Source organism: Betaproteobacteria bacterium (assembly GCA_016709965.1).
Taxonomy (GTDB): domain Bacteria; phylum Pseudomonadota; class Gammaproteobacteria; order Burkholderiales; family Rhodocyclaceae; genus Azonexus; species Azonexus amarohabitans.
The window spans coordinates 1107783-1130435 of the sequence record JADJLT010000006.1; the positions used below are offsets into that span (position 1 = coordinate 1107783).

General features: G+C 59.5%; 21 protein-coding genes. 13 read left to right on the plus strand and 8 right to left on the minus strand.

The features are described 5' to 3' along the window. The first annotated feature begins 1 nt into the window (after position 1). From IPJ12_19690 to moaE, 9 genes are all read left to right on the plus strand, one after another. The gene (locus IPJ12_19690) at positions 2-1711 is read left to right on the plus strand and encodes a type II/IV secretion system protein (protein MBK7649319.1); all 1710 of its coding nucleotides are present in this window, start codon (positions 2-4) and stop codon (positions 1709-1711) included. Continuing rightward, a complete protein-coding gene (locus tag IPJ12_19695; GenBank protein MBK7649320.1) occupies positions 1692-2462 on the plus strand; it encodes a hypothetical protein in 771 nt (256 codons plus the stop codon). The genes IPJ12_19690 and IPJ12_19695 overlap by 20 nt, the downstream gene beginning before the upstream one ends. Next, entirely contained in the window at positions 2455-2982 is a 528-nt protein-coding gene (locus IPJ12_19700; GenBank protein ID MBK7649321.1) for a hypothetical protein, read from the plus strand. Before IPJ12_19695 ends, IPJ12_19700 begins: the two co-directional genes overlap by 8 nt. Continuing rightward, a complete protein-coding gene (locus tag IPJ12_19705; GenBank protein MBK7649322.1) occupies positions 2964-3533 on the plus strand; it encodes a hypothetical protein in 570 nt (189 codons plus the stop codon). The genes IPJ12_19700 and IPJ12_19705 overlap by 19 nt, the downstream gene beginning before the upstream one ends. Next, positions 3530-4063 (plus strand): hypothetical protein, encoded by a 534-nt coding sequence (locus IPJ12_19710; GenBank protein ID MBK7649323.1) that lies wholly within the window; start codon positions 3530-3532, stop codon positions 4061-4063. Before IPJ12_19705 ends, IPJ12_19710 begins: the two co-directional genes overlap by 4 nt. A gap of 323 nt (positions 4064-4386) precedes the next feature. Then, entirely contained in the window at positions 4387-5127 is a 741-nt protein-coding gene (locus IPJ12_19715; GenBank protein ID MBK7649324.1) for a DUF2189 domain-containing protein, read from the plus strand. 74 nt (positions 5128-5201) lie between these two features. Then, complete coding sequence (locus tag IPJ12_19720; protein MBK7649325.1) at positions 5202-5813, plus strand: hypothetical protein; 612 nt, start codon at positions 5202-5204, stop codon at positions 5811-5813. Positions 5814-6034: 221 nt separating this feature from the next. Further along, positions 6035-7609, plus strand: a complete 1575-nt coding sequence (locus tag IPJ12_19725) for a peptide chain release factor 3 (protein MBK7649326.1) — start codon at positions 6035-6037, stop codon at positions 7607-7609. 2 nt (positions 7610-7611) lie between these two features. Beyond that, positions 7612-8064 carry a molybdopterin synthase catalytic subunit MoaE gene (moaE, locus tag IPJ12_19730; protein ID MBK7649327.1) on the plus strand — a complete coding sequence of 151 codons (453 nt, stop codon included), beginning with the start codon at positions 7612-7614 and terminating at the stop codon, positions 8062-8064. 58 nt (positions 8065-8122) lie between these two features. Here moaE and IPJ12_19735 read toward each other — a convergent pair whose 3' ends face one another. Then, positions 8123-8716 (minus strand): glutathione S-transferase, encoded by a 594-nt coding sequence (locus IPJ12_19735; GenBank protein MBK7649328.1) that lies wholly within the window; start codon positions 8714-8716, stop codon positions 8123-8125. A gap of 39 nt (positions 8717-8755) precedes the next feature. Beyond that, entirely contained in the window at positions 8756-9304 is a 549-nt protein-coding gene (locus IPJ12_19740) for a pyridoxamine 5'-phosphate oxidase family protein (protein MBK7649329.1), read from the minus strand. A gap of 110 nt (positions 9305-9414) precedes the next feature. Between IPJ12_19740 and IPJ12_19745 the strand changes: the two genes are divergently transcribed. Then, on the plus strand, positions 9415-10317 hold the full coding sequence (locus tag IPJ12_19745; GenBank protein MBK7649330.1) for a LysR family transcriptional regulator: 903 nt from the start codon (positions 9415-9417) through the stop codon (positions 10315-10317). Between the two features lie 93 nt (positions 10318-10410). Here IPJ12_19745 and IPJ12_19750 read toward each other — a convergent pair whose 3' ends face one another. Together IPJ12_19750 and IPJ12_19755 are read right to left on the minus strand one after the other, a co-directional pair. Further along, positions 10411-11718, minus strand: coding sequence for an HlyC/CorC family transporter (locus tag IPJ12_19750; protein ID MBK7649331.1), 1308 nt, complete (start codon positions 11716-11718; stop codon positions 10411-10413). 265 nt (positions 11719-11983) lie between these two features. After that, positions 11984-13621, minus strand: a complete 1638-nt coding sequence (locus IPJ12_19755; GenBank protein ID MBK7649332.1) for a methyl-accepting chemotaxis protein — start codon at positions 13619-13621, stop codon at positions 11984-11986. 184 nt (positions 13622-13805) lie between these two features. On the opposite strand from IPJ12_19755, the gene clpB reads away from it, so the two are divergent. After that, positions 13806-16397 (plus strand): ATP-dependent chaperone ClpB, encoded by a 2592-nt coding sequence (gene clpB, locus IPJ12_19760; protein ID MBK7649333.1) that lies wholly within the window; start codon positions 13806-13808, stop codon positions 16395-16397. A gap of 70 nt (positions 16398-16467) precedes the next feature. On the opposite strand, the gene IPJ12_19765 is transcribed toward clpB, so the two are convergent. Beyond that, positions 16468-16767: a DUF2502 domain-containing protein gene (locus tag IPJ12_19765; GenBank protein MBK7649334.1), complete on the minus strand. Its 300-nt coding sequence runs from the start codon at positions 16765-16767 to the stop codon at positions 16468-16470. Positions 16768-16899: 132 nt separating this feature from the next. After that, the gene (locus tag IPJ12_19770; protein MBK7649335.1) at positions 16900-18939 is read right to left on the minus strand and encodes a fused MFS/spermidine synthase; all 2040 of its coding nucleotides are present in this window, start codon (positions 18937-18939) and stop codon (positions 16900-16902) included. Between the two features lie 206 nt (positions 18940-19145). Between IPJ12_19770 and IPJ12_19775 the strand changes: the two genes are divergently transcribed. Then, positions 19146-19928: a DUF1684 domain-containing protein gene (locus IPJ12_19775; protein MBK7649336.1), complete on the plus strand. Its 783-nt coding sequence runs from the start codon at positions 19146-19148 to the stop codon at positions 19926-19928. After that, positions 19925-20503, plus strand: a complete 579-nt coding sequence (locus IPJ12_19780) for a hypothetical protein (GenBank protein MBK7649337.1) — start codon at positions 19925-19927, stop codon at positions 20501-20503. Before IPJ12_19775 ends, IPJ12_19780 begins: the two co-directional genes overlap by 4 nt. A 6-nt stretch (positions 20504-20509) precedes the next feature. On the opposite strand, the gene IPJ12_19785 is transcribed toward IPJ12_19780, so the two are convergent. Further along, positions 20510-21196: a class I SAM-dependent methyltransferase gene (locus IPJ12_19785; protein MBK7649338.1), complete on the minus strand. Its 687-nt coding sequence runs from the start codon at positions 21194-21196 to the stop codon at positions 20510-20512. A 186-nt stretch (positions 21197-21382) separates the two neighbouring features. Further along, positions 21383-22516 carry an alanine--glyoxylate aminotransferase family protein gene (locus tag IPJ12_19790; GenBank protein ID MBK7649339.1) on the minus strand — a complete coding sequence of 378 codons (1134 nt, stop codon included), beginning with the start codon at positions 22514-22516 and terminating at the stop codon, positions 21383-21385. Between the last annotated feature and the right edge of the window lie 137 nt (positions 22517-22653).

Genomic DNA, 22653 nt, shown 5'->3' on the forward strand with positions numbered 1-22653 from the left:
GATGAACTCACCCATGGACGAGCGCTTGCTGACCAACGACCTGGAACGTGATGCCTTGCTGATTCAGGCTCGCCAGCTGGCTGGCGCTGGCGGTGGATTGCCCGCGGTGATGGCCGCCTTGCAGGCTGATTTCGGCCAGGACGAAGAAGCTGCGGGCGAACTGACGGCAGCTGTTTTCGGCCTGCAGTCGATCACGCTGGCCGAGCTTTCCGAGCATTCATTGGCCTTGTCGCTGGCGCCGTTTGCCGAATTCATTCGCCGTCAGGCATTGGTGCTGGAAACCGGCGATGCTTACCTGATCGCCACGCCCAATCCTTTCGATACCGCCGTCCGTGACTGGCTGGAAGGCCTGGTACCGCTTGGCAAGCTGCTGCACTGGCGTCTGGCGCCGCCTTCGGTGCTGACCGCCTTTCTGGCGCGCGAAGAATCGCGGGTGCGGGCGCTCGACGGCAGCCTGAGCGGCGAGGGCGGGCAGATTGTCATCGGCTCGGTGGCCGAAGATCTGTCGCTGCAACGCATTTCCGAAGATGGCAGCGCGGTGGTTCGCCTGCTCCGCTCGACGCTGCACGACGGCCTGAAGGCTGGCGCCAGTGACATCCACATCGAAGCCAACAACCGTGGCCTGGCCATCAAGTACCGCATCGACGGGGTGCTCAATTATGCCGGTGCTATTGATGGCAGCGAGACGGCCGAGCAGATGATTTCGCGGGTCAAGGTGCTCTCCGAGCTCGATATCTCGGAGCGCCGCGTGCCGCAAGATGGTCGTTTCAAGGTGAGCTGGCAGGGCCGCGAGATTGATATTCGTGTCTCCATCATGCCCAGCATCTGGGGCGAGGATGCCGTGCTGCGCGTCCTCGACAAGCAGGCGTTGACCGATCATCTGCAGGGCCTGCGGCTCGACGCCATGGGTTTTGACGCCGACATCATGGCGCGCATTCGCCGGCTGTCCAGCGAGCCTTACGGCATGGTGCTGGTCACCGGCCCGACCGGCAGCGGCAAGACGACCACGCTGTACGCCGCGCTGAGTGAGATCAATCGCGGCGAAGACAAGATCATCACCATCGAAGACCCGGTCGAATACCAGCTTTCCGGGGTGCTGCAGATCCCGGTCAACGAGAAAAAAGGCCTGACCTTCGCCCGCGGCCTACGCTCGATCCTGCGGCATGATCCGGACAAGATCATGGTCGGCGAAATCCGTGATGCCGAAACCGCGCAGATCGCCGTCCAGGCCGCGCTGACCGGCCACCTGGTGTTCACCACGGTGCACGCCAACAATGTGTTCGACGTGATCGGCCGCTTCCTGCACATGGAAGTCGATCCCTACAACCTCGTGTCGGCGCTCAACGGCGTGGTCGCCCAGCGCCTGATCCGCACGCTGTGCCCAGCCTGCATGCAGCCGAATGTCCCGACCGTCGAAGACTTGAATCACGCCGACATCGATCCCGCTGCCAGCGCCGACTGGAAGTTCCAGCGCTCGGTAGGCTGCGGCGCCTGTCGTGGCACCGGCTATCGTGGTCGCAAAGCCATCGCCGAACTGCTCGTGCTCAACGATGAAATCCGCGAACTGATCATCAGCCGCGCCCCGATCCGTCAGCTCAAGGAAGCCGCCCGTCGTAGCGGCACCCGTTCATTGCGCGAAAGCGCCCTCGACCTCGTCCGCGACGGGATCACCAGTCTGGAAGAAGCCAATCGTGTCACTTTCGTGGCTTGACCGCCTGACCCTCTTTATTCACCCGCAGCGCGTCGTGCTCGAACGGCAGCCGTGGCGCGGTGCGGCTTCACGGCACAGCGCCGAGGTGGTGTCACCGGCGGCGGGCGAAGCCGACTGGCAGCCGGCGCTGGTGGCTGCCGAGGCTTTGCTCAAGGCCGAGGGCAAGCCGGGGGCGGCGCTGCATGTCGTCGTCGCCGACCATTTCACCAGCTACGCGCTGTTGCCGTGGAGCATAGACATCGTCGGCAAAAAGGCGCGGCTGATGATGGCCAGGGCGCTGCTCAAGCATGCGCTGGGCGAGCGGGCAGACCGGCTGGATATCGCCCTCGACCGCCCGGCCTTCGGCAAGAACGGCATCGCTGCGGGCATCGACAAAAACTTGCTGGCCGGCCTGCGCGCCATGGCCAAGGCCCGGCGCCTGCGCCTAAGCAGCCTGCAGCCGCGCCTTATCGCCGAGCTGGCAGCGCACCGGCAGCAGCTGGACGATGGCTGGTTTGCCTGTCTCGACCAGGGCTGGCTGACGCTGGCCGGTTTACGTGACGGCGACGTCGCCAGCCTGCGAAATCACCGCGCCAGTACCGCCGACCCGGCGATTCTGGCCGGCGAACTATCTGGCTTGCTGGCCGCCGAGACCGCTGCGGTCAACGGGAAAAAAGTGCTGATTTCGAAATATTCCGGTGCGGCGCCCACCCTCGCCGGTGGCTGGGAAACCACCGTGGTAGCGGCGATTGGCGGAGCCGGTCATGCGTGATTTTTCGCTCGATTTTCAACCGCGCCGCCCCGGCCTGCTGACGGTCGTTCTGCTGCTCGCCGGCGTCCTGCTCTGCGCCGATGCCTGGCTGGATGCCGGCGCCTTGCGCAGCCAGCTCGACGATGTCGAGGCCCAGCTCGCCAAGGCCAAGCGGCGGGCTGACCGCATCGATCTCAATCGCCGCGATAGTCGCCCGGAAAACGTTTTTTCAGCCGACGAAAGCAAGGCCCTGCGTCAGGCCATCAGCGCCATCCGCGTCGACTGGGAGCAACTCTATCGCAGCATCGACGCGGCCACGACCGAAGACATCAGCCTGCTCGCCATTCGCCCCAACGCCCAGGGCAAATCGGTGCAGATTTCCGGCGAGGCGCGCGACCTCAAGGCGGCGCTGGCCTTTGTTGAAGCCTTGCGCCGTGAGCCGTTGGCCAATGCCGCGCTGGTCTCGCACCAGATCAAACAGAACGACCCGCAACGTCCCATCATTTTCGAGATTGCCGCGACATGGCTGACCGGTTCCTGAGTTCCCTGCCGGCCCGCCTGCGCTTTGCCGCCGCTAATCTGCCGGTGCTGCCGCTGGTCGCTCTGTTGTTGGTGCTGGCTGCGGCGGCGACGCAGCTGTTTTTGCTACCGGCGCGCGAAGCCGCCATTGAGGACGGCGAGCGCCGACTGGCCAGCCTGGAACGCAGTACCCGGCGCGCCGCCATCGAGCGGCAGAGCGTACAGACCACGCCCGAGGACACCCGCCAGCGCCTGCTCGACCGCTTCCCGATGCAGGAGCAACTCAACGCCGAACTGGGCGGGCTGATTGAGCTGGCGACCACAGAAGGCTTGCAAGTGCCGAGTGGCGACTATCGCCTGATGCCGGGCAAGGATGGCCTGTTTGACCGCTATGTGCTCAACCTGCCGGTCAAGGGCAGCTACCGCAGCATTCGCCGCTACGTTCAGGCGGTGCGCAAGGCGTATCCCGATCTGGCCGTCGACGACATCAGCTTGCGCCGCGAAAGCATCGGCAGCGCCGAAGTCGACGCGCAAATCCGCTTCATCCTTTTCGGCCGAAAGAGCGCTACATGAAGCCGCAACAACGTTGGCTGATCCTCGGCAGCCTGCTGCTCGCCACCCTGTTTGCCGCGTACCTGGTCGACAACGAACCCGCGCCGGAAAAAAGCCGGCGCAAGGGCAGCGTTGCCACGAAGACAAACGCATCGGCATCGTCGGCCAGTCGCCACCGCGAGGCCAGGGATCAGGCCCCGGAAATCGCCGCCGCCCCGCTGAGCTTCCCGGAGCCGGCAGCGGCTGATGACGCCGAAGCCGGCCAGAAAATCATCGATCCCTTCCGCAACAAGAGCTGGTACGTCGCGCCGCCACCCCCTAAACCCGTTAAACCAACGGCGCCGCCCTTGCCCTTCCAGTATCTCGGCAAGCTCAAGGAAGATGGCGAAACGCGTGTTTTCCTCAACTATCAGGGCCGGCACATCATCGCCAAAGCCGGCGACGTCATTGACGGCAATTATCGCGTCGAAGACATCGCGGGCGGCCAGATGACATTCTTCTACCAGCCCCTGAAGGAAAAACAGGTGCTGGCCATCGGCGCCGACAACTAAGGCGCTGAACACGATCTTGGCGGGTTCAGGCGATCCCCTTCCCGCAATCCGGTGTCCTCCTCCCCTGACAAGGGGAGGCCGGGAGGGGTTACAGACTGCTCGATAAAAATAGCAACCCGATGTCATGAATATCCGACCATCGTCAACAACCGCCAAGGCCGTACGCACTAGTCCGAAATTTCGCGGACCACCAACTTTTGAATGATTCCGGACACCGGCCGCGCGTAAATTTGATGTGCATTAGGGCGAAGCAGGGCGCCCTTTCTGTAGTCTCGGTCAACACCGCATCCATCCCGCCGATGCGGCCTGATGACCGGACGCCCATGACCCTTACGCCCCTTTCAATATCCAGCCTGCAACGCGCCCTGGCCGAGGGCTGGCGCATGTCCGGCGCCACCCGCGGCGTCAGCACCGCCTACGCCCTGATTTTCACGTTGGGCGGCCTGGCCATCATGGGCGGCTTGCTGTCCCAGGGCTGGTCGCCATTTGTCCTCGCTGCGGCGGGCGCCTTCATGCTCATCGGCCCGGCCATCCTCGCCGGATTTTTCGGGATCGCTCGCGCCAGCGAGGCTGGCGAGCGGGTGAGCCTGGGCTGCGTCGTCACCGGCTACACCCAGGCATCCCGCGCACTATGGGCGCTGGCCCTGATCTGCGCCTTGCTCTTCATGATCTTCGTCACCGATGCGGCCATCCTCTACGCCTACATGCTAGGCGCGACGCCGGTGTGGCTGGACAGCCTGTTGCCGGCCAACGCCAATGTGATGTCCTTCGTGCGCTGGACCGGTGTTTCCGGCCTAGTTGTCGCCTTCCTGCTCTACTGCGTGGCAGCCTTCTCCGTGCCGCTGCTCTGTGAGCGCCGGGCCGGGCTGGTCGAGGCCGTGGTGCTCAGTGTTCGCGTCGTCTTCGCCAGCTTCATACCTTCCATTTTTTGGGCTTTTTTCCTGTCGACCGTAACAATCGGCAGCATCCTGTTCTTGCCGTTGCTGCCGCTGACCCTGCCGTGGATGGCGTATGCCAGCCGTGCGCTGTATCGGGAAGCGCTGCCTTCAGCGGCGAAGGTGTAATTGCGGCCTTTCATTGTCGATGGTCAGATTCGAAATGATTTCGGGTTGCAATTTGGTGAAGCAGCCCCCTTTGGTTGCAGGATATTATCTCGCCTTCTTCAACGATTGCCATTTGTCCTATGACCTGTCCGACCTGTAACGCTGACGACTGGAAGCTTGCCAGTGTTGTATACCAAGAAGGTCTTTCTCATGTAGCCACATCCTCAAATGGCAGCACTGTCGGGGTTGGCGTTGGGTCGGGTGGTGTTGGCGTTGGGTATGCTCGAACTAGTAGCGACACACAAGGCGCTCATCAAACAGAATTTTCAAAACGAGCAGCACGACCACCGTATCCGCAGCCTCCAAAACCGATAGCTGGAGAAAAGTTATCCGAAGAGCAATTCGAGAAAGGGTCGGTATGGGGAAAGCGTTTGGTAGTTATTTTGCTTATCCCTCTAATTTTTAAGATGTTCGGCGCTTGGTTCGGATTTGGTGCGCTCTTGTTGATGGCTATATTCAATAAGCCAATCAAAGAATTTCTGACCAAACCAGAGAACTACGCCGACTACGAAAAAAAATGGGCGGCAGACCTTGAAAGCTATGAGCAGTCGGTCAAGCGTTTTGACAAGGAAATGGCAGACTATTTGGCTTGGGACAACAAACGAATTTGTCAGCGATGTGGCACCGGCTATTTCGCAACGAAGTAGTGAACACCCATTCGCCAGTCCACGTTAAGCGAGCGCACAAGTCCATGTCGGCGCTAGCCGCCGGTGGTTCTGAACAAAAGGGGGCGGAAATATTTCAATTTTTCCACTTTTTTCCGGTTGACCGTAGCAACTGTCTGCGTCGGGCTCTTGCCACCTAAGCGCCGGCAGTTGCCTGTCGGCAAAGGTATAATTGCCGCCTTTCCGCATTTGCTAACCCTGCCGTGACTCCCCTCGATACCGAAATTGCCCGCCGGCGTACCTTCGCCATCATTTCTCACCCTGACGCGGGTAAAACCACGCTGACGGAAAAGCTGCTGTGGTTCGGCGGCGCCATTCAGGTGGCTGGCGAAGTGCGCGCCCGCAAGGCTTCGCGCCACGCGACCTCGGACTGGATGGAGCTGGAGAAGCAGCGCGGCATTTCGGTGACGTCGTCGGTCATGCAGTTCCCGTACCGTGAGTGCATGGTCAACCTGCTCGACACGCCGGGCCACGAGGATTTCTCGGAAGATACCTACCGCACGCTGACGGCCGTCGACTCGGCGGTCATGGTCATCGACTCGGTAAATGGCGTCGAAGCGCAGACCATCAAGCTGTTGAACGTCTGCCGCATGCGCGACACGCCGATCCTGACCTTCATCAACAAGCTCGACCGCGAAGGCAAGGAGCCGATTGACCTTCTCGACGAAATCGAGTCGGTGCTCGGCATCCAGTGCGCGCCGATGACCTGGCCGATTGGTATGGGCAAGCGTTTCCGCGGTGTTTATCACCTGTACGACGACGCTATCGCCTTCTTCGATCCGCAGGCTGAGAAGGGCACGGCCGAGATCATTCAGGGCCTCGACAACCCGCGCCTGGACGAGCTGATCGGCACGCAGGCCGACGAGTTGCGCACCGACATCGAACTGGTCCGTGGCGCTTCGCACGCCTTCGATGCCGAGGCTTATCTGAACGGCAAGCAGTCGCCGGTCTTCTTCGGTTCGGCGGTCAATAATTTCGGCGTGCAGAGTTTGCTCGACGCCGTGGTCGACTTGTCTCCACCGCCGATTGCCCGCGCTGCTGTGACGCGTGTGGTGCAGCCGAACGAGCCGAAATTCTCTGGTTTTGTGTTCAAGATCCAGGCCAACATGGACCCCAAGCACCGCGACCGCATTGCCTTCCTGCGCGTTTGTTCGGGCAAGTTCGAGCGGGGCATGAAGGTCAAGCAGGGCGGGGCCGGCAAGTTCCTGTCGGTCAACAACGCCATCACCTTCATGGCGCGTGACCGCAGCACGACCGATGAAGCCTATCCGGGCGACATCATTGGCATCCCGAACCACGGCACCATCCGCCTTGGCGAAACCTTTACCGAAGGCGAAGACCTGCGCTTTACCGGCATCCCGTCCTTCGCGCCGGAGCACTTCCGTCTGGCCCGCATCGCCAACCCGCTGAAGATCAAGCAGTTGCAGAAGGGCTTGCAGCAGCTGGCGGAGGAGGGCGCGACACAGTTGTTCCGGCCACTGTCCGGCACCGATTTGATTCTGGGTGCGGTGGGTACGCTGCAGTTTGACGTGGTGGCCAGCCGCCTGGAAAACGAATACGGCGTGCAGGTCATCTTCGAGTCCTACAACTGCGCCACGGCGCGCTGGATTCAGGGCGATGCTGCCGAGCTGCGCCAGATTTCCGACCGTTACAGCGCCAACGTCGCGCTCGATGGCGCGGATGATCCGGTCTATCTGGCGCCGAACAATGTTTATCTGAACATGGTCAAAGAGAAGTATCCCAACCTGCGTTTCATGGAAGCACGCGAGGTGATTTGAGCATGACCGTCCGGGTGCAGGAAGCCGATTTTGACCTTGGCGCCGAGTTGCTGGCGCTAACGGCGGCGGACGCCCGGGTCGGCGCGCTGGCCAGCTTTTTGGGGCTGGTGCGTGACATGAACGACGGGGCCAGTGTGTCGGAAATGACGCTGGAACACTACCCGGGCATGACCGAAAAGGCGCTGGAAGAAATTGTCGCCGAGGCCAGGGGCCGCTGGGATATTTACGATGCGCTGGTGATCCACCGCGTCGGCCCGCTCAAGCCTTGCGACCAGATCGTGCTGGTCGCCGTGACCAGCGCGCATCGTGGCGAAGCCTTCGCTGCGTGCGAATTCATCATGGATTACTTGAAGAACCGCGCCCCGTTCTGGAAGCGTGAAGCGACACCAGAAGGCGGCCGCTGGGTTGATGCTCGCGACGCCGACGACAGCGCCGCAGCGCGCTGGCAAAAATAGCGCCGGCGCCGCAGCGACGCTGGTTCGCTACGGCCGGGGCCAATCATTTCGAGTGATCCTAAATGCCCGACATCGGGATAAAGCCGGGCAGCGCCTTGATACGCGTTATCCACGCAACGATGTTCGGGTAGGGCTGGAGCGAGATGCCGCCTTCGGGCGCCAGCGCAACGTAAGGCATGACCGCGCAGTCGGCAATGGTGGGCCGGTCCAGCGCCAGCCATTCGTGTTTGGCCAGATGTGCTTCGATGACCGGCAGGATTTTTCCGGCGCGCATCAGGGTGTCGGCCTTGTCGATGGCGAAGCCGAATTTGTCGACGAGTCGGGCCGCGCCCGGGCCATTCTGGATTTCATTGGCGGCGTTCGACAGCCATTGCATGACTTCGGCCATGCCGGCAGGGTCGCGCGGTAGCCAGCTCTCGTCGGCGTATTTGGTGGCGAGATAGACGAGGATGGCCTGCGAGTCGCGGACGACTACCGGGGCGTCATCGAGGATGGGCAGCTGGCCCAGCGGGTTGAGGTCGATGAGTGGCGCGCGCTTGTGCTCGCCGCCCATGAAATCGACCGGAATGATCTCCAGCGGGATATGGGTTAACGCGGCAAACAGGCGAACCTTGTAGCAGTTTCCCGAGGGTTCAAGATCGTACAGTTTCATGATTTACTCCTTGGTGATGGACGGTGCGGTGAGCGGCGATCAGCGACTTTGCCACTCGCTTTCGGTAAAGCGCGGGGTGATGTGGCGGGAGCAATTCCAGTCAAATGCGGCGACCTGGATGAGCATGATGCGCTCGATGTTGCGCTCGGAAAATTTCATTTTTTCCAATAATTTCGGGTTGACCGCAGCAAGGTCGAGCATTTCCACGCGCCCCAGGATTTTCAGCCGGCGGCGGTTCGGGTAATCCATCAGGATCAGCGCCGAACGGTCATTCCCGCTCAAGTTGCCGACGCTGACGTACTGGCGATTGCCGGATACATCGGCAAAGGCCAGCGTGCTTGGGCCCAGAACCTGGAGAAATCCGCTTGGCCCACCGCGGTGCTGAACATGCGGCCAGCCGTTTTCGTTCACGGTGGACAGATAAAAGCTGTCGCGGGCGGCGATGAATTCGCGCTCACGGGGGCCGAGTTCTGCGGTTGGCGTTTCGGCGACTTCGTCCAGTCCTTCGCCCAGGTCGCGGCCGCCATATTGGCGCTGGCTGGCCCGGACGCCCGGGGTATAGGCAATGGCGGCAAAGTGGCGGGACATGGCGTATTTCCTGTGTGGGCTGGAATGAAGTCATCATCACCGATGCGTTAATCGCAATAAATAGACTGATGGTTAGAATACTTATGCAAAAAACGGTTTAATCTGGCGCCATGGATAAACTGCGCGCCATGACCACCTTCGTACGTATCGTCGAGACCGGTAGCCTGACCGCTGCCGCCGATCGTCTCGGCACCTCGCCGACCTCAGTCGTGCGCAGCCTGTCGGCGCTGGAGCGGGCGCTGGGCGTTCGATTGTTGAACCGGACGACGCGGCGCATGGCGCTGACCGACGAGGGGCGGGATTATTTCGAGCGTTGCCGGCATCTGCTGATCGATGTCGAAGAGGCCGAAGCGGCCCTGCTGGCGAGGCAGGTCAAACCGGCCGGGCGCCTGGTCATTACTGCGCCGGTGATGTTCGGGCGCCTGCATGTCGGGCCGGCGGTGACTGATTTTCTGGCCGCGTATCCCGAGGTGCGCATTGAGCTATTGCTGCTCGATCGTGTCGTTGATCTGATCGATGAAGGCATCGATCTGGCCGTTCGCATCGGCACGCTGCCAGAGTCGTCGCTGGTCGCCATCCCGCTCGGCACAACCCGCCGAATCATCTGCGCCAGTCCCGACTATCTCGCTCGCTACGGTCAACCGGAAAATCCGGCCGAATTGCAAAAACACCGGGCGATTCGCATGACCGGCTTCAGCCTTGAACCCGACTGGGTGTTTCACGAAGCGGGGCAGACACAACGGGTGGCGGTGCCGACCATTCTGACCACCAACCACATCGACTTCGCCATCGACGCCTGTGTGAGAGGTGTTGGCTGTGGGCGCTTTCTCGCCTATCAGGTGCATGAACAACTGGCGGCCGGCAAGCTGGTTCGCCTGCTGCCGGATTACGAGCCACCGCCCCTGCCGGTCAACTTTGCCTACCCTCACGCCCGCCTGTTATCGTCCCGCGTGCGGGCCTTCATCGACCGGGCAGCGCCGCTGCTCCGGGAAAAACTGGGTGAGGGCGGGTGAAGGGTAACTTCGCAGTCTTCTGAATGCCGGAAGCATCGAATTGCCGGCTGACTTCTACAATCAACCTGCGGACATCCAACTTCAGGCTCAAAGCTATTGAGCTAGTTCGGTCTTCGGAATGATCCGAATCAGCACAATCCTTGGTCCCGTCATTTTCTTTACCACTGCGTCGAACTGTGGGAAGGAAATGCGTTGCCCCTCTTCTGGCAGGTCGCCTAACTGCTGCAAGATGAGTCCTCCCACGGAGTCCACCCCGGCCTCATCAATATCGATGCCCAAGGCGCGTTCCAGGGTAAAAATTGGCAGGCTACCCTTGCCAATCAGCGACCCGTCATCAAGCTTGGACCACTCGTTATGCGTCTGGCGAAACTCGTCGCGAATCTCCCCAACCAAGGCACCGAGCAAGTTATCCAGCGTGATGAAGCCAATCGGGTGGCCATCGTTGTAGGCAACTACAGCGAAATGAGGCGCGCCCTGACGAAAGCGTCGGAAAAGCTCTGTGGCAGAAAGACTTGGGGAGACGACCACAACTGGCCGCACCAGTTTTTCAAGCGTATCGAGTTCGGGGTTTTTGCGAAGTGCGATGAAGATGTCCTTCAGGTGGACAACGCCTTTGGCGTGTCCATCTTCCGCTAGGTAGGGATAGCGGCTGAAGCGGTGCTGAACAATCCTCTCCAGGCTTGTCTCAATATCATCTGTTTCCGATAGCGGAACGGCTTCATTGAATGGCCGCATCAAATCGGCCACTTCCAGGTCACGGAAATCGAGTGCCTGAGCCAAAACCCGCCATTCATCCCCGGTGAAGTCCGCGTTAGCGCGTGACGAGCGGAGGATGACTTTGAGTTCATCGGCCGAGTAGTGGCTGTCGTGACCGGTATGAACATCCAGATTGACCTTGCGCAGAACCCAGTTGGCGCTGTGGTTCAGCACCCAGATAGCTGGATACATTGCCCAATAGAAGGCATAGAGGCCGGGAGCCGTCCACAGGCCAACCTTCTCGGTGATACGGATGGCCATGGATTTGGGAGCAAGCTCACCGACGACGATGTGCAGGTAGGAAATGATGAAGAAGGCAATGGCAAAGGCAATGCCGTGAACCACTTCTTCATCCCCAATACCTATCGTAGAGAGGAAAGGGCGAAGCAAATCTGCAAAGGCCGGCTCGCCAACCCACCCCAGGCCGAGAGATGCGAGGGTAATGCCCAGTTGGCAAGCGGAAAGGTAGGCTTCAAGATCCTGATGTACCTTGGCCAAAATGCGACCACGCCAGCCGTATGTCTTTGCGATGGCCTTGACCCGACTTTGACGGAGTTTTACAAGACCGAACTCTGCGGCCACAAAAAAGCCGTTCAGCACAACGAGGACAAGAGCAACTACGACCAACAAAAAACTACTACCCATATGGCGGACACCTGGTGCCCTGCACCTTTCTCTCAACATGACGGAAGGTATAGTAACCGAAAGGCAGAATTTGCTTGGATGGCTGCCTTTGCATCACCTTGGACGTTACTGACCGCAATGGGAACTCAACGGCTGTTCGACCGGCTTCAGCCAGTAGCTGAACAGATCCTTGCCGTGCGGAACTGGAAGCTTAAGCCTTCCCAAGGCAGTAGCGTTTTCTTCAGGGAAAATGATGGACTTTCCCCGAAAGGGGCGAGTAAAAAAATCAGGTCTTGAACTGTGCCACCATCTGGCGAAGGTCCGTCGACAGTAACTGCAAGTGGCGGGCTGAGTCAGCTGTCTGGCGGACTGCGATGGCGCTCTCTTCGGACATCTGGGCGATGGCTTCCAGCTGTTGCGCAATATCGGTGCTGGCGACACTCTGTTCGGAAATCGAGTCGGAAATGCCGTTGACCACGGCAGATACGCGCAGTGAGCCATCACGAATCTGGTTGATCGAGTTGCCTGCCTGATTGGCCAGTTCGACGCCGCTGCTGACCTGCTGAACACCGGCCTGCATGCTGCTGACAGCGCTGCGGGTGCCATTCTGTATCTTGGCCACCATCTCGCTGATTTCCTTGGTCGACAGGCTGGTGCGCTCGGCCAGTTTGCGCACTTCGTCGGCGACAACGGCAAAGCCGCGCCCCTGTTCGCCGGCACGTGCTGCCTCAATGGCTGCGTTGAGGGCCAGCAGATTGGTTTGATCGGCAATTTCCTTGATGGTGTTGACGATGGAGGTGATGTGGTCGGACTGGCGGCCAAGGTCTTCAACAATTTGCGAGGACGACTGCACGGCGTCCGAGATCTTGCGCATTTCGCTGGCTGCGTTATGAATCACGATGGCACCTTCTTCCGAGATGGTGCCTGCCGTCTGCGAGATGCCAAGGGCTTCGGTCGCATTTTCCTTGACCTGATCGATGCTGACTGCCATTTCCTCGACCGAGGCTGCCATCGACGATGCGGCATCGCTTTGCTGACTGGCCCGCTCGGCCACTTGCTCGGACGCTGCCAGTAGTTCCCGCGAGGCGGTAGCGACCTGTTCGGCATTGCTGATAATACTGGCGATCATCTGGCGCAGCGTTTCCTGCATGGTGCGGATATTGGCCAACAGGCTGTCATTGTCATCGGGGCGGCAGTCCACGGGTGTCGCCAGATCGCCGGCGGCGATACGGCGGGTGATGGCCGACGCGACTGCGGGGTCACCCCCCAGGGTCTTGATGATGTTCCCGGACAAAAGTAGCAGTGAAATGGCAATGAAGCTGGAGATGCCCAGACCCCATACAAGGAGTTTGATGGCTTCGCTGCGGAACTTGGCATCGACATCGTCAATATAGATGCCGGAACCGACGACCCAGCCCCAGGGTTCGAAACCTTGCACGAAGGATATTTTCGGAATGCCCTCGTCGGCGCCTGGCTTCGGCCACAGGTAATCAACAAAACCTGCGCCGCTGGCTTTGACCACGAGATTCATCTCATGGAAGAACTGCTTCCCGCCTTTGTCCTTGAGTTCGTCCAGCGTCTTGCCGTTCAACTCCGGCTTGATCGGATGCATGATCATCGTGGCATCCTTGAGATCGTGAATCCAGAAATATTCGGTCTTGTCATAGCGCATGCTGCCGATCGTCGCCGCCGCAGTTTTCTTGGCATCTTCGACCGACATTTGCCCGTCACGAGCGGCCTTTTCGTAGTAAGACAGGATGCCCTGGGTCGATTCAACCAGGTTGCGAACCTTGGCTTCGCGGTCATTCAGCATCTGTTGCTTGCCGTTGATCAGCAGTACCGAGAACAAGACAGCCAGTGCGACCACGGTCACGATCGTCATGGCGAGCAGCTTTGATCGCAGTGTCATTGTCTTGATGGACATTATCCATTCCTCCCGCATATTTGATTTAATTATCAAATTCGATACTTTTAAATTTACCACGTATTTTTACAATATTGTATGTTTTGGGTGGTGGTGAACTGAAAATGCTTGGCGCTTGCCGTTGAAATTTTCACGAATGGCCTCATCTGTCCGGTAACAGAAATTCCGCCTCAGGAGATTGACCATGCGCCTTGATAAATTTACGACCAAATTCCAGCAAGCCTTGTCCGATGCCCAGAGCCTGGCCATTGGTGGTGATCAGCAGTTCATCGAACCACAGCATCTGCTGCTCGCGCTGATCAATCAGGATGATGGCGGCACGAGCTCGCTGCTCGGCCGTGCCGGGGTCAATGTGCCGGGTCTCAAGCGTGATCTCGAACAGGCGCTGACCCGTCTGCCCAAGGTCGAAGGCCACGGTGGCGATGTTTCCATTGGGCGCGATCTGGCCAACCTGCTCAACCTGACCGACAAGGAAGCGCAGAAGCGGGGCGACCAGTTCATCGCCAGCGAGATGTTTCTGCTCGTCGTAAGCGAGGACAAGAACGAAACCGGTCGCATAACCAAACAACATGGCCTGAGCCGAAAATCGATGGAAGCGGCGATCATGGCCGTGCGTGGCGGGCAGGGGGTCGACTCACAAGAGGCCGAAGGCCAGCGCGAATCGCTCAAGAAATATTGTATCGACCTGACTGAGCGCGCTGCGCAGGGCAAGCTCGACCCGGTAATTGGTCGCGATGATGAAATTCGTCGCGCCATCCAGATTTTGCAGCGCCGAACCAAAAACAATCCGGTCTTGATCGGCGAACCGGGCGTTGGCAAGACGGCCATCGTCGAAGGTCTGGCTCAACGCATCGTCAACGGCGAAGTCCCGGAAACCTTGAAGGGCAAGAAGGTACTGGTCCTTGACATGGCTGGCCTGTTGGCTGGTGCCAAATATCGTGGTGAGTTTGAGGAGCGCCTGAAGGCTGTCCTGAAAGAGGTTTCTCAGGAGGCTGGCCAGATCATTCTGTTCATTGACGAATTGCACACCATGGTCGGCGCCGGCAAGGCCGAAGGCGCCATTGACGCCGGCAACATGTTGAAGCCGGCACTGGCTCGTGGTGAACTGCATTGTATCGGTGCGACGACGCTCAACGAATATCGCAAGTACATTGAAAAGGATGCTGCGCTCGAACGCCGATTCCAGAAGGTATTGGTCGAAGAGCCGAGTGTCGAATCGACCATCGCTATCCTGCGCGGTCTGCAGGAAAAATACGAACTACACCACGGTGTCGACATTACCGACCCAGCCATCGTCGCCGCGGCCGAACTTTCGAATCGCTACATCACCGACCGCTTCTTGCCGGACAAGGCAATCGATCTGATCGACGAGGCTGCGGCGCGGATCAAGATGGAAATCGACTCGAAGCCGGAGGTGATGGACAAGCTTGACCGCCGGATCATCCAGCTGAAGATTGAGCGCGAGGCCGTCAAGCGCGAGAAGGACGAATCTTCGAAGAAGCGTTTTGGCTTGATCGAAGTTGAAATCGACAAGCTGGCCAAGGAATATTCTGATCTCGAAGAAATCTGGAAGGCCGAAAAGGCCCAGGTTCAAGGCTCGGCGCACATCAAGGAAGAAATTGACAAGGTCAGGGCCGAAATCACTAAGCTGCAGCGTGAAGGCAAGCTCGACAAGGTGGCTGAATTGCAATACGGCACGCTGCCGCAACTCGAAGCCCAATTAAAGACTGCCGAGAAGGCAGGCGAAGGTGAAGGCAGGAAGAACATTTTGCTGCGTACGCAGGTCGGTGCAGAAGAGATCGCCGAAGTGGTCAGCCGGGCAACTGGTATCCCGGTTAGCAAGATGATGACCGGCGAGCGCGAAAAATTACTGAATATGGAAGACAAGCTGCACAAGCGGGTGGTCGGGCAGGATGAGGCTGTGCGCCTGGTGGGCGATGCCATTCGCCGCTCACGCGCCGGGCTGTCTGATCCGAATCGGCCGTATGGTTCCTTCCTCTTCCTGGGCCCGACGGGTGTCGGCAAGACCGAGCTGTGCAAGGCGCTGGCCGAGTTCATGTTCGACAGTGAGGATCATCTGATCCGTATCGACATGAGCGAGTTCATGGAGAAGCATTCGGTCGCTCGCCTGATCGGTGCGCCGCCGGGCTACGTCGGCTATGAAGAAGGCGGTTATCTGACCGAAGCCGTGCGTCGCAAGCCGTACAGCGTCATCCTGCTTGATGAAGTCGAGAAGGCACACCCGGATGTGTTCAACGTGCTGCTGCAGGTGCTGGACGACGGCCGCATGACCGACGGGCAGGGGCGTACCGTGGATTTCAAGAATACGGTGATCGTGATGACCTCCAACCTGGGTAGCCAGATGATCCAGCAGATGGCCGGCGAGGAGTACGGAGTGATCAAACTGGCCGTGATGGCCGAGGTGAAGAACTACTTCCGGCCGGAGTTCATCAACCGGATCGACGAAGTGGTGGTCTTCCATGCGCTGGATGAAAAGCACATCGCCGGCATCGCCAAGATCCAGCTCGGTTACCTTGAGAAACGCGTGGCTCTGCTTGAAATGACCCTCGTAGTCGAAGACAGCGCCCTGGCCGAACTGGCGCAGGCCGGTTTCGACCCGGTGTTCGGCGCTCGTCCGCTAAAGCGCGCGATCCAGCAGCAGATCGAGAATCCGCTGGCCAAGGCCATCCTGGAAGGGAAGTTTGGCCCGAAGGATACGATCCGTGTCAGTTGCGATCCGGCGACCGGCGGCATCATGCGCTTTACCAAGGACTGAACGGCGTTACGCCAATCAAAAAGGGCGAGGCCATTTGGCCCCGCCCTTTTTCTTTTTGTCGCCTGGCGACTCAGCAATTGCCCTTCTTGGCTTGTCCCGGCGGGCAGTGGCCGCCATCCCGGTGGTGGCCGCCACGATCACCGCGGCCGGTATAGTATTTTTCGCCCCGATGGCCGTTGTGCTTTCGCCAGTAGGTAGGTTCGCGCCAGTCGTAGCCATCCCAGTAATAGCCGCGGTCGTTGCGGCTACCAAAGGTGATGCTGACGCCAGGCGCATCAATGCGCACGTTGCCCAGATTGACATTGACGTCGACCGCATTGGCCAGTAGTGGCGCGGCTGCAATGGCCAGAGCCAGCAGGACTTTTTTCATGTTTGATTTCCTTGATGAAAACGCAGCAGATCATTGATGCGTGGTTGAGTGAGTCCAACGCCGAACCTTCCGCGGTCAACCGGAAAAAACGGCCAAATTTGAAATTTTTCGCCAGGCAGTATTGTGGTGGGGCTACATCAAAACGGCCAGCAGACTGCTGTAATCGTCCTGCCATGGCCGGAATCCCGGCTTGTCGGCCAGCAACTTGGCATCGGTGAAACCATCGTTGCAGAAGAAGGTGTCGTCCTGCGCGATGATCGCCCAGCGCGATCGGTAAATGGCGCGGTCTTCATCACCTTCAAAATCAACAACGCGGGCCGGGCGCTTCAGAAAATCGGCCGCCGTCTTGATGACCGGACGCAGGTCAAGATAGCGGTTGGTGATGTGCACAGCCAGCACGCCATCCGGTTTGAGATGGCGGAAGTAAAGCTGAAAGGCTTGCCGGGTCAGCAGGTGCACCGGCACCGAATCCCCGGAGAAGGCATCAACGACCAGAACGTCGAACTGTTGCGGTGCCTCGCGCTCAAGTTGCAGCCGGGCATCACCCAGCACGATGTCGGTTTTGGCGCGGCTGTCGGACAGGAAGCTGAAATACTTTTCGGCCACGTCGATGACCATTGGGTCGATATCGTAGAGGCGATAGGTATCGCCCGCTCGGCCATAGGTGGCTAACGTACCGACGCCGATACCGACCACGCCAACCTTGAGCGGCGTACCTGGTTTCCCTTTGGCCAGCAGCGTCTTGCCGACGCCGCCTTCTTCGCTGTAGTAGGTGGTCGGCAGGGCACGCTTGTCCGGCGAAATATGCTGGCGACCGTGCAGGATCTGGCCGTGATACATGCTGCGCCAGTGTTCCTCGGTATTGGTATAGACGGTGAGCGTGCCGTAAAAATTGCGCAGCAAGGCATCCGCGCCAATGATCTCGTCGTGATGGTCGGCAATCCGGATCCCGGCAATGCCGAGCATGACAATCCCGCAGCTGGCCAGCGCGGCTTTGCGACGTGCCGGTGAGCGGTAGACGACGCCGGGCAGGACGGCGATGGCGACGATCAGCCCGGTGAGCAGGATGCCGATCGACAGTTCGTAGTGGCTGTTGAAACCATAGGGCGCGATGACCCCGACAAAGAAGCCGCCGACCATGCCGCCGAGCGCCAGCATCAGGAAATAGGTGGTCAGCTGGCGTGGGTGGGGCTGCTGGCGGGCGAGTTCGCCGTGGCAGACCATGCAGGCAACGAAAAAGGCGATCAGGTTGATCGGAATGGCTGCCTTGATCGGCAATTGGCTGACGCCTAATGTTGGCAACCAAGCGAGCAGGAAGAGGCTGACGCCGAGCAGTGGCAGGTAAATGCTGCGGCGATACCAGCCGGCATGATCGAAGGCGAGAATGAAAGAGAGGAGGTAGAGCGCCAGTGGGCCGACCCAAAGCATGGGAATCGGCGCGATATTCTCGGTCAGGAAGCTGGTGTCGGCCACCATCAGGATAGAGGGGCAGGCGGCCAGGGCGGCCCATAGGGCAAGCTGGCGGGAGGGAAGTGGTGGCAGGGCTTCAGTATGTTGGGCGTGCAGCGACTGGCTGTTTCGCCCGCGCCAGGCGAGCAGGCCGCAGGCAATGACGAATACGGCGAACAGGCCGGACCATGTCCAGGATTGCAAACGCGTCGGCAGGTAGGGTTCGACCGCCAGCGGGTAGGCGATCAGGGCGAGCATCGATCCGAGGTTGGATAGCGCGAACAGGCGGTAAGGCACGAGGCCGGCCCGTTCGCGGGCAAACCAGGCCTGAACCAGCGGGCCGGTTGTGGATAGCACGAAATAGGGCAGGCCGATCGAGGCAACGAGCAGGCCGAGGATGCGCAGGGTCGGGTTCTCGGCCCCGGTCGGTTTCCATGCTTCGCCCGGCGCAATGGGCAGGAGGAGCAGGGCAGCGATCAGCAAAGTGATATGCAGCAGGCTCTGGTGGCGCGGCGACAGGCGGGCGACGACCCAGTGCGAATAGAGATAGCCGAGCAGCAGCACGCTCTGGAATAACAGCATGCAGGTTGTCCATACCGATGCAGAGCCGCCGAACCACGGCAGTATCATCTTTCCGATCATCGGCTGAACCTGAAAGAGCAGGAAGGCACTGAGGAAAATGGTGAGGCCGTAGTGGAATGCCAGGCGAATATCCAGTTTCATCGGCGCGTCCGTTCAGTCAGTACTTGGATGGAGGAAGTGTTCGTTCCGGTGGTATAAAACCAGCGGAATGGGCGTCAGAAGTGGATGTGCGTGCGCAGCAAATCATGGCAACATCGTAACAGAATGAGCCGGACGCTTGGCAAGGATGAGGCTGGCAGGCTGCGATGGCGGGATAATGTTGCCATGCGTCAAACGAGGTTTTGAACATGAACGAAGAATTGCGCTGGCAGGACTGGCGACAGGCCAGACTCGCCGAGTTGTCCGGGCCGGATAGCTGGCTGGGACTGATCGGGCTGTATTGGCTGGAGCAGGGCTTGAATCGTGTGGGAAGCGCCGAGGATTGTCCCGTCCGCTTGCCCGAGGGAGCGCAATATCTGGGCGATCTGGATTGGCAGGAGGAGCGCCTGACCTGGTTGCCGGCGGGCGATTTGCCGCGTGACCTGCAAACGGATATCGATGGGCAGCCGTCGGTCGTCGAATTTCAAAATGGGTCGTTTTTTGTCGTTGACCGCGAGGGTCGTCTCGCTGTTCGACTGCGTGATGGGGGCTGGGCTGACAAACGGGATTTTGCCGGGCTGGCATATTTTGATTACGACCCGGCCTGGGAAATCGAGGCCGACTGGCTGGAACTTGACCCGCCTCTGGCGATGGAGGTGCCCAACGTCAGCGGTGATCTGAACCTGGTCAAGGTCAGCCATCAGGCGGTCTTTCTGATGGATGGACAGACGGTGACGCTGCTGCCGATGTCGGTCGGCGAAAAGGAGGTTTTCTTCGTATTTCGTGATCGAACCAGTGGGAAGGACACCTACGGGGCGGGCCGCTTTCTGAAGGTGCCTGCTACGGTCAACCGGAAAATTCGGCTGAATTTCAATTTTTCCTGCAACCCGCCTTGTGCCTTCACGCCGTTTGCAACCTGCCCGCTACCGCCGCCGGAAAACTGGCTATCTTTTCCGGTGCTGGCCGGCGAGAAAAAGTGGCTGGGCAAATGAGTCTGGGAGCGTTGAAGTCTCTGATCCAGTGGATAAGGCCGCCGGTAGCGCGCGATTGTCGTAGCGGCCGTTTTGTTGCGGTGATCGATTGTGTACTCAACCAGAATGTGCGAGATCGCGGCGCGGCCAGTTTTCCGGCAATGAACTTCGAATTGCTGCAGCTTTGCCATGAACAGGGCATCGGTGTCATGCAGATGCCTTGTCCGGAAGTTTCAGCCCTGGGTTTAAAGCGCGAGCGGCCTGCCGGGATGACGGTCCGACAGGCGCTGGATACCGACGCCGGCCGGCTATGTTGCGCCAATCTGGCGGCATCGGTTGCAACACAAATGCAGATCCTTGTCGATGAAGGTTTCACACTGGTTGCCGTCCTCGGTGGGAATCCGCGCAGCCCCGGCTGTGCCGTTCATGCTGTGCAAGGCAGATTAACGGACGATTCCGGACTTTTCATGCTGGCACTGCAGGCAGAGCTCAGCCAGCGTGGTATTGAAGTGCCGTTCCGGGGCGTGCGTGATACCTCGTCGGCCATGCTGGCCGACGATCTGCAATGGTTTCGCAACCTGCTGCGGGCAACTTGACGCAGCTTAGCGAATGACTTCAATGATCTGGTAAAGACCGCCAAAGAGCGTCCGCTTCGTGATGCTGGCGGGTGCCATTTCGGTCGGGAACCAGTCCTCGATTTCGTTGTTCCACAGGTCGAGCGCGTATGGCTCCAACTTGCTCAGGATGATTTTCATGACCCCGTACAGGGGATGCCAGCGCCGTGGTCGGTGATAGTCGATGAAGGTGATCTTGCCCCCCGGCTTGACCACTCGAAACGCCTCACGGATGGTCTGCAGGCGAATATCGAATGGCTGTTCGTGCAGGAGAAAGAAGAGCAGGGCACGCTCGTAGCTGGCGCTGACTTGGGGCAAGGCAGTACTGTTGGCGAGGTGAATGCCAACCCGGCTGTCGTTGCCAAGTTTTTGCCGAAGATTGCTGATTTGGTTCGGGATGACGTCGATGACGTCGAGTAGCCCTTCGTCTTGATGACGTGCTGCAAAATGTGCGGTCAGGTTGCCATAGACACAAGCAATCTGCAGGCTTTGGCCACTTGGATTGTGACCAAAGCTGTCCAACGCGATGTCGCGCAAGCGGGCAAAATTTCCCCACAGAATCAGATTCACCAGCCATTGTCGTTCGAAACGCTTGACCGCTTCGGGTGTGACATAAGCCCAAGTGTAAGTTTCGTTCAGATAGCCGGGTATGGCAGGAAGCACGGCGCTGCTCAGCGCTTGGCCATTTTGGGGGATAGGCAAGACATTCTCCTTTTTTCGCCCATTGTGCTCTGCACAAAACAGCGTTTATTGATGTTGGTCAAGGAGTGATGCCATTGTCAAAGCAAGGTCCGGAACTCAGAATGAAAAACGGGATCGCTGGCGAAAACCGCGATCCCGCGAAATCTGGCTGATCAGTTCTCAAGTAGTCTGGACAGCGTCAAGCGCCTTGGCGAAATTGGCCGCTGTGCGCTCGATATCGTGCAACTTTTCCAGCCCGAAGAGGCCGATGCGGAAGCTGCGGTAGTCGGCCGGCTCGTCACATTGCAGGGGCACCCCGGCGGCGGTTTGCAGGCCTTGGGCGAGGAATTTCTTGCCGGTATGAATGTCCGGGTCCGTTGTGTAGCTGACCACCACACCGGGCGCCTGGAAACCTTCGGCGGCAACGCTGGCGAAGCCTTTGGCAACCATCAATTCACGGATGCGGCGACCGAGTTCGTACTGTTCCCGACAGACATTCTCGAAACCATAGGCTTCGGTTTCCAGCATGACATCGCGCAAGGTCGCCAGACCGTCGGTTGGCATGGTGGCGTGGTAGGCATGGCCGCCGTTTTCGAAGGCTTCCATGATCTGCAACCATTTTTTCAGGTCGCAGGCAAAGCTGGTGCTGCTGGTGGCGTCGATGCGGGCGCGGGCGCGTTCGCCGAGGGCGACCAGGGCGCAGCACGGCGTGGCACTCCAGCCTTTTTGCGGTGCGCTGATCAACACGTCGACGTTGTTGGCCGCCATGTCGACCCAGATGGTGCCGGAGGCGATACAGTCGAGCACGAACAAGCCATCGACGGCATGCACGGCATCGCCGACGGCCTTGATGTAGCTGTCCGGCAGGATCATGCCCGACGCTGTTTCAACGTGCGGTGCGAAAACGACTTCGGGGCGATGTTCGCGAATGGCGGCGACGACTTCTTCAATCGGTGGCGGCGCGAAGGGCGCTTGCGAGCCGCTGCCCACTTGTCGAGCCTTGAGGACGATGCTTTCGGACGGGATCTTGCCCATGTCGAAAATCTGCGTCCAGCGGAAGCTGAACCAGCCGTTGCGGATGACCAGCACCTTGCGATGGGTGGCGAATTGGCGAGCGACAGCTTCCATGCCGAAGGTGCCACTACCGGGTACGACGATGGCCGCTTTGGCGTTGTAAACCTTCTTCAAGAGGCGCGAGATGTCTTTCATCACACCCTGGAAGCGTTGCGACATGTGGTTCAGGGCACGGTCGGTGTAAACCACTGAATATTCAAGCAGGCCATCGGGATCGGGTTGTGGCAGTAATGCGGGCACGGATTGTCTCCTTTGATCGTTATTTCCAAGAGCATACCTGCAAGCGGTGACGACGCGCTAGTCAGACCGGCCATCTGGCGCGGTACAGACAAAAGTACGACCGGAAAGGACGCGATGGGAGGACGCCCAAATTGCCG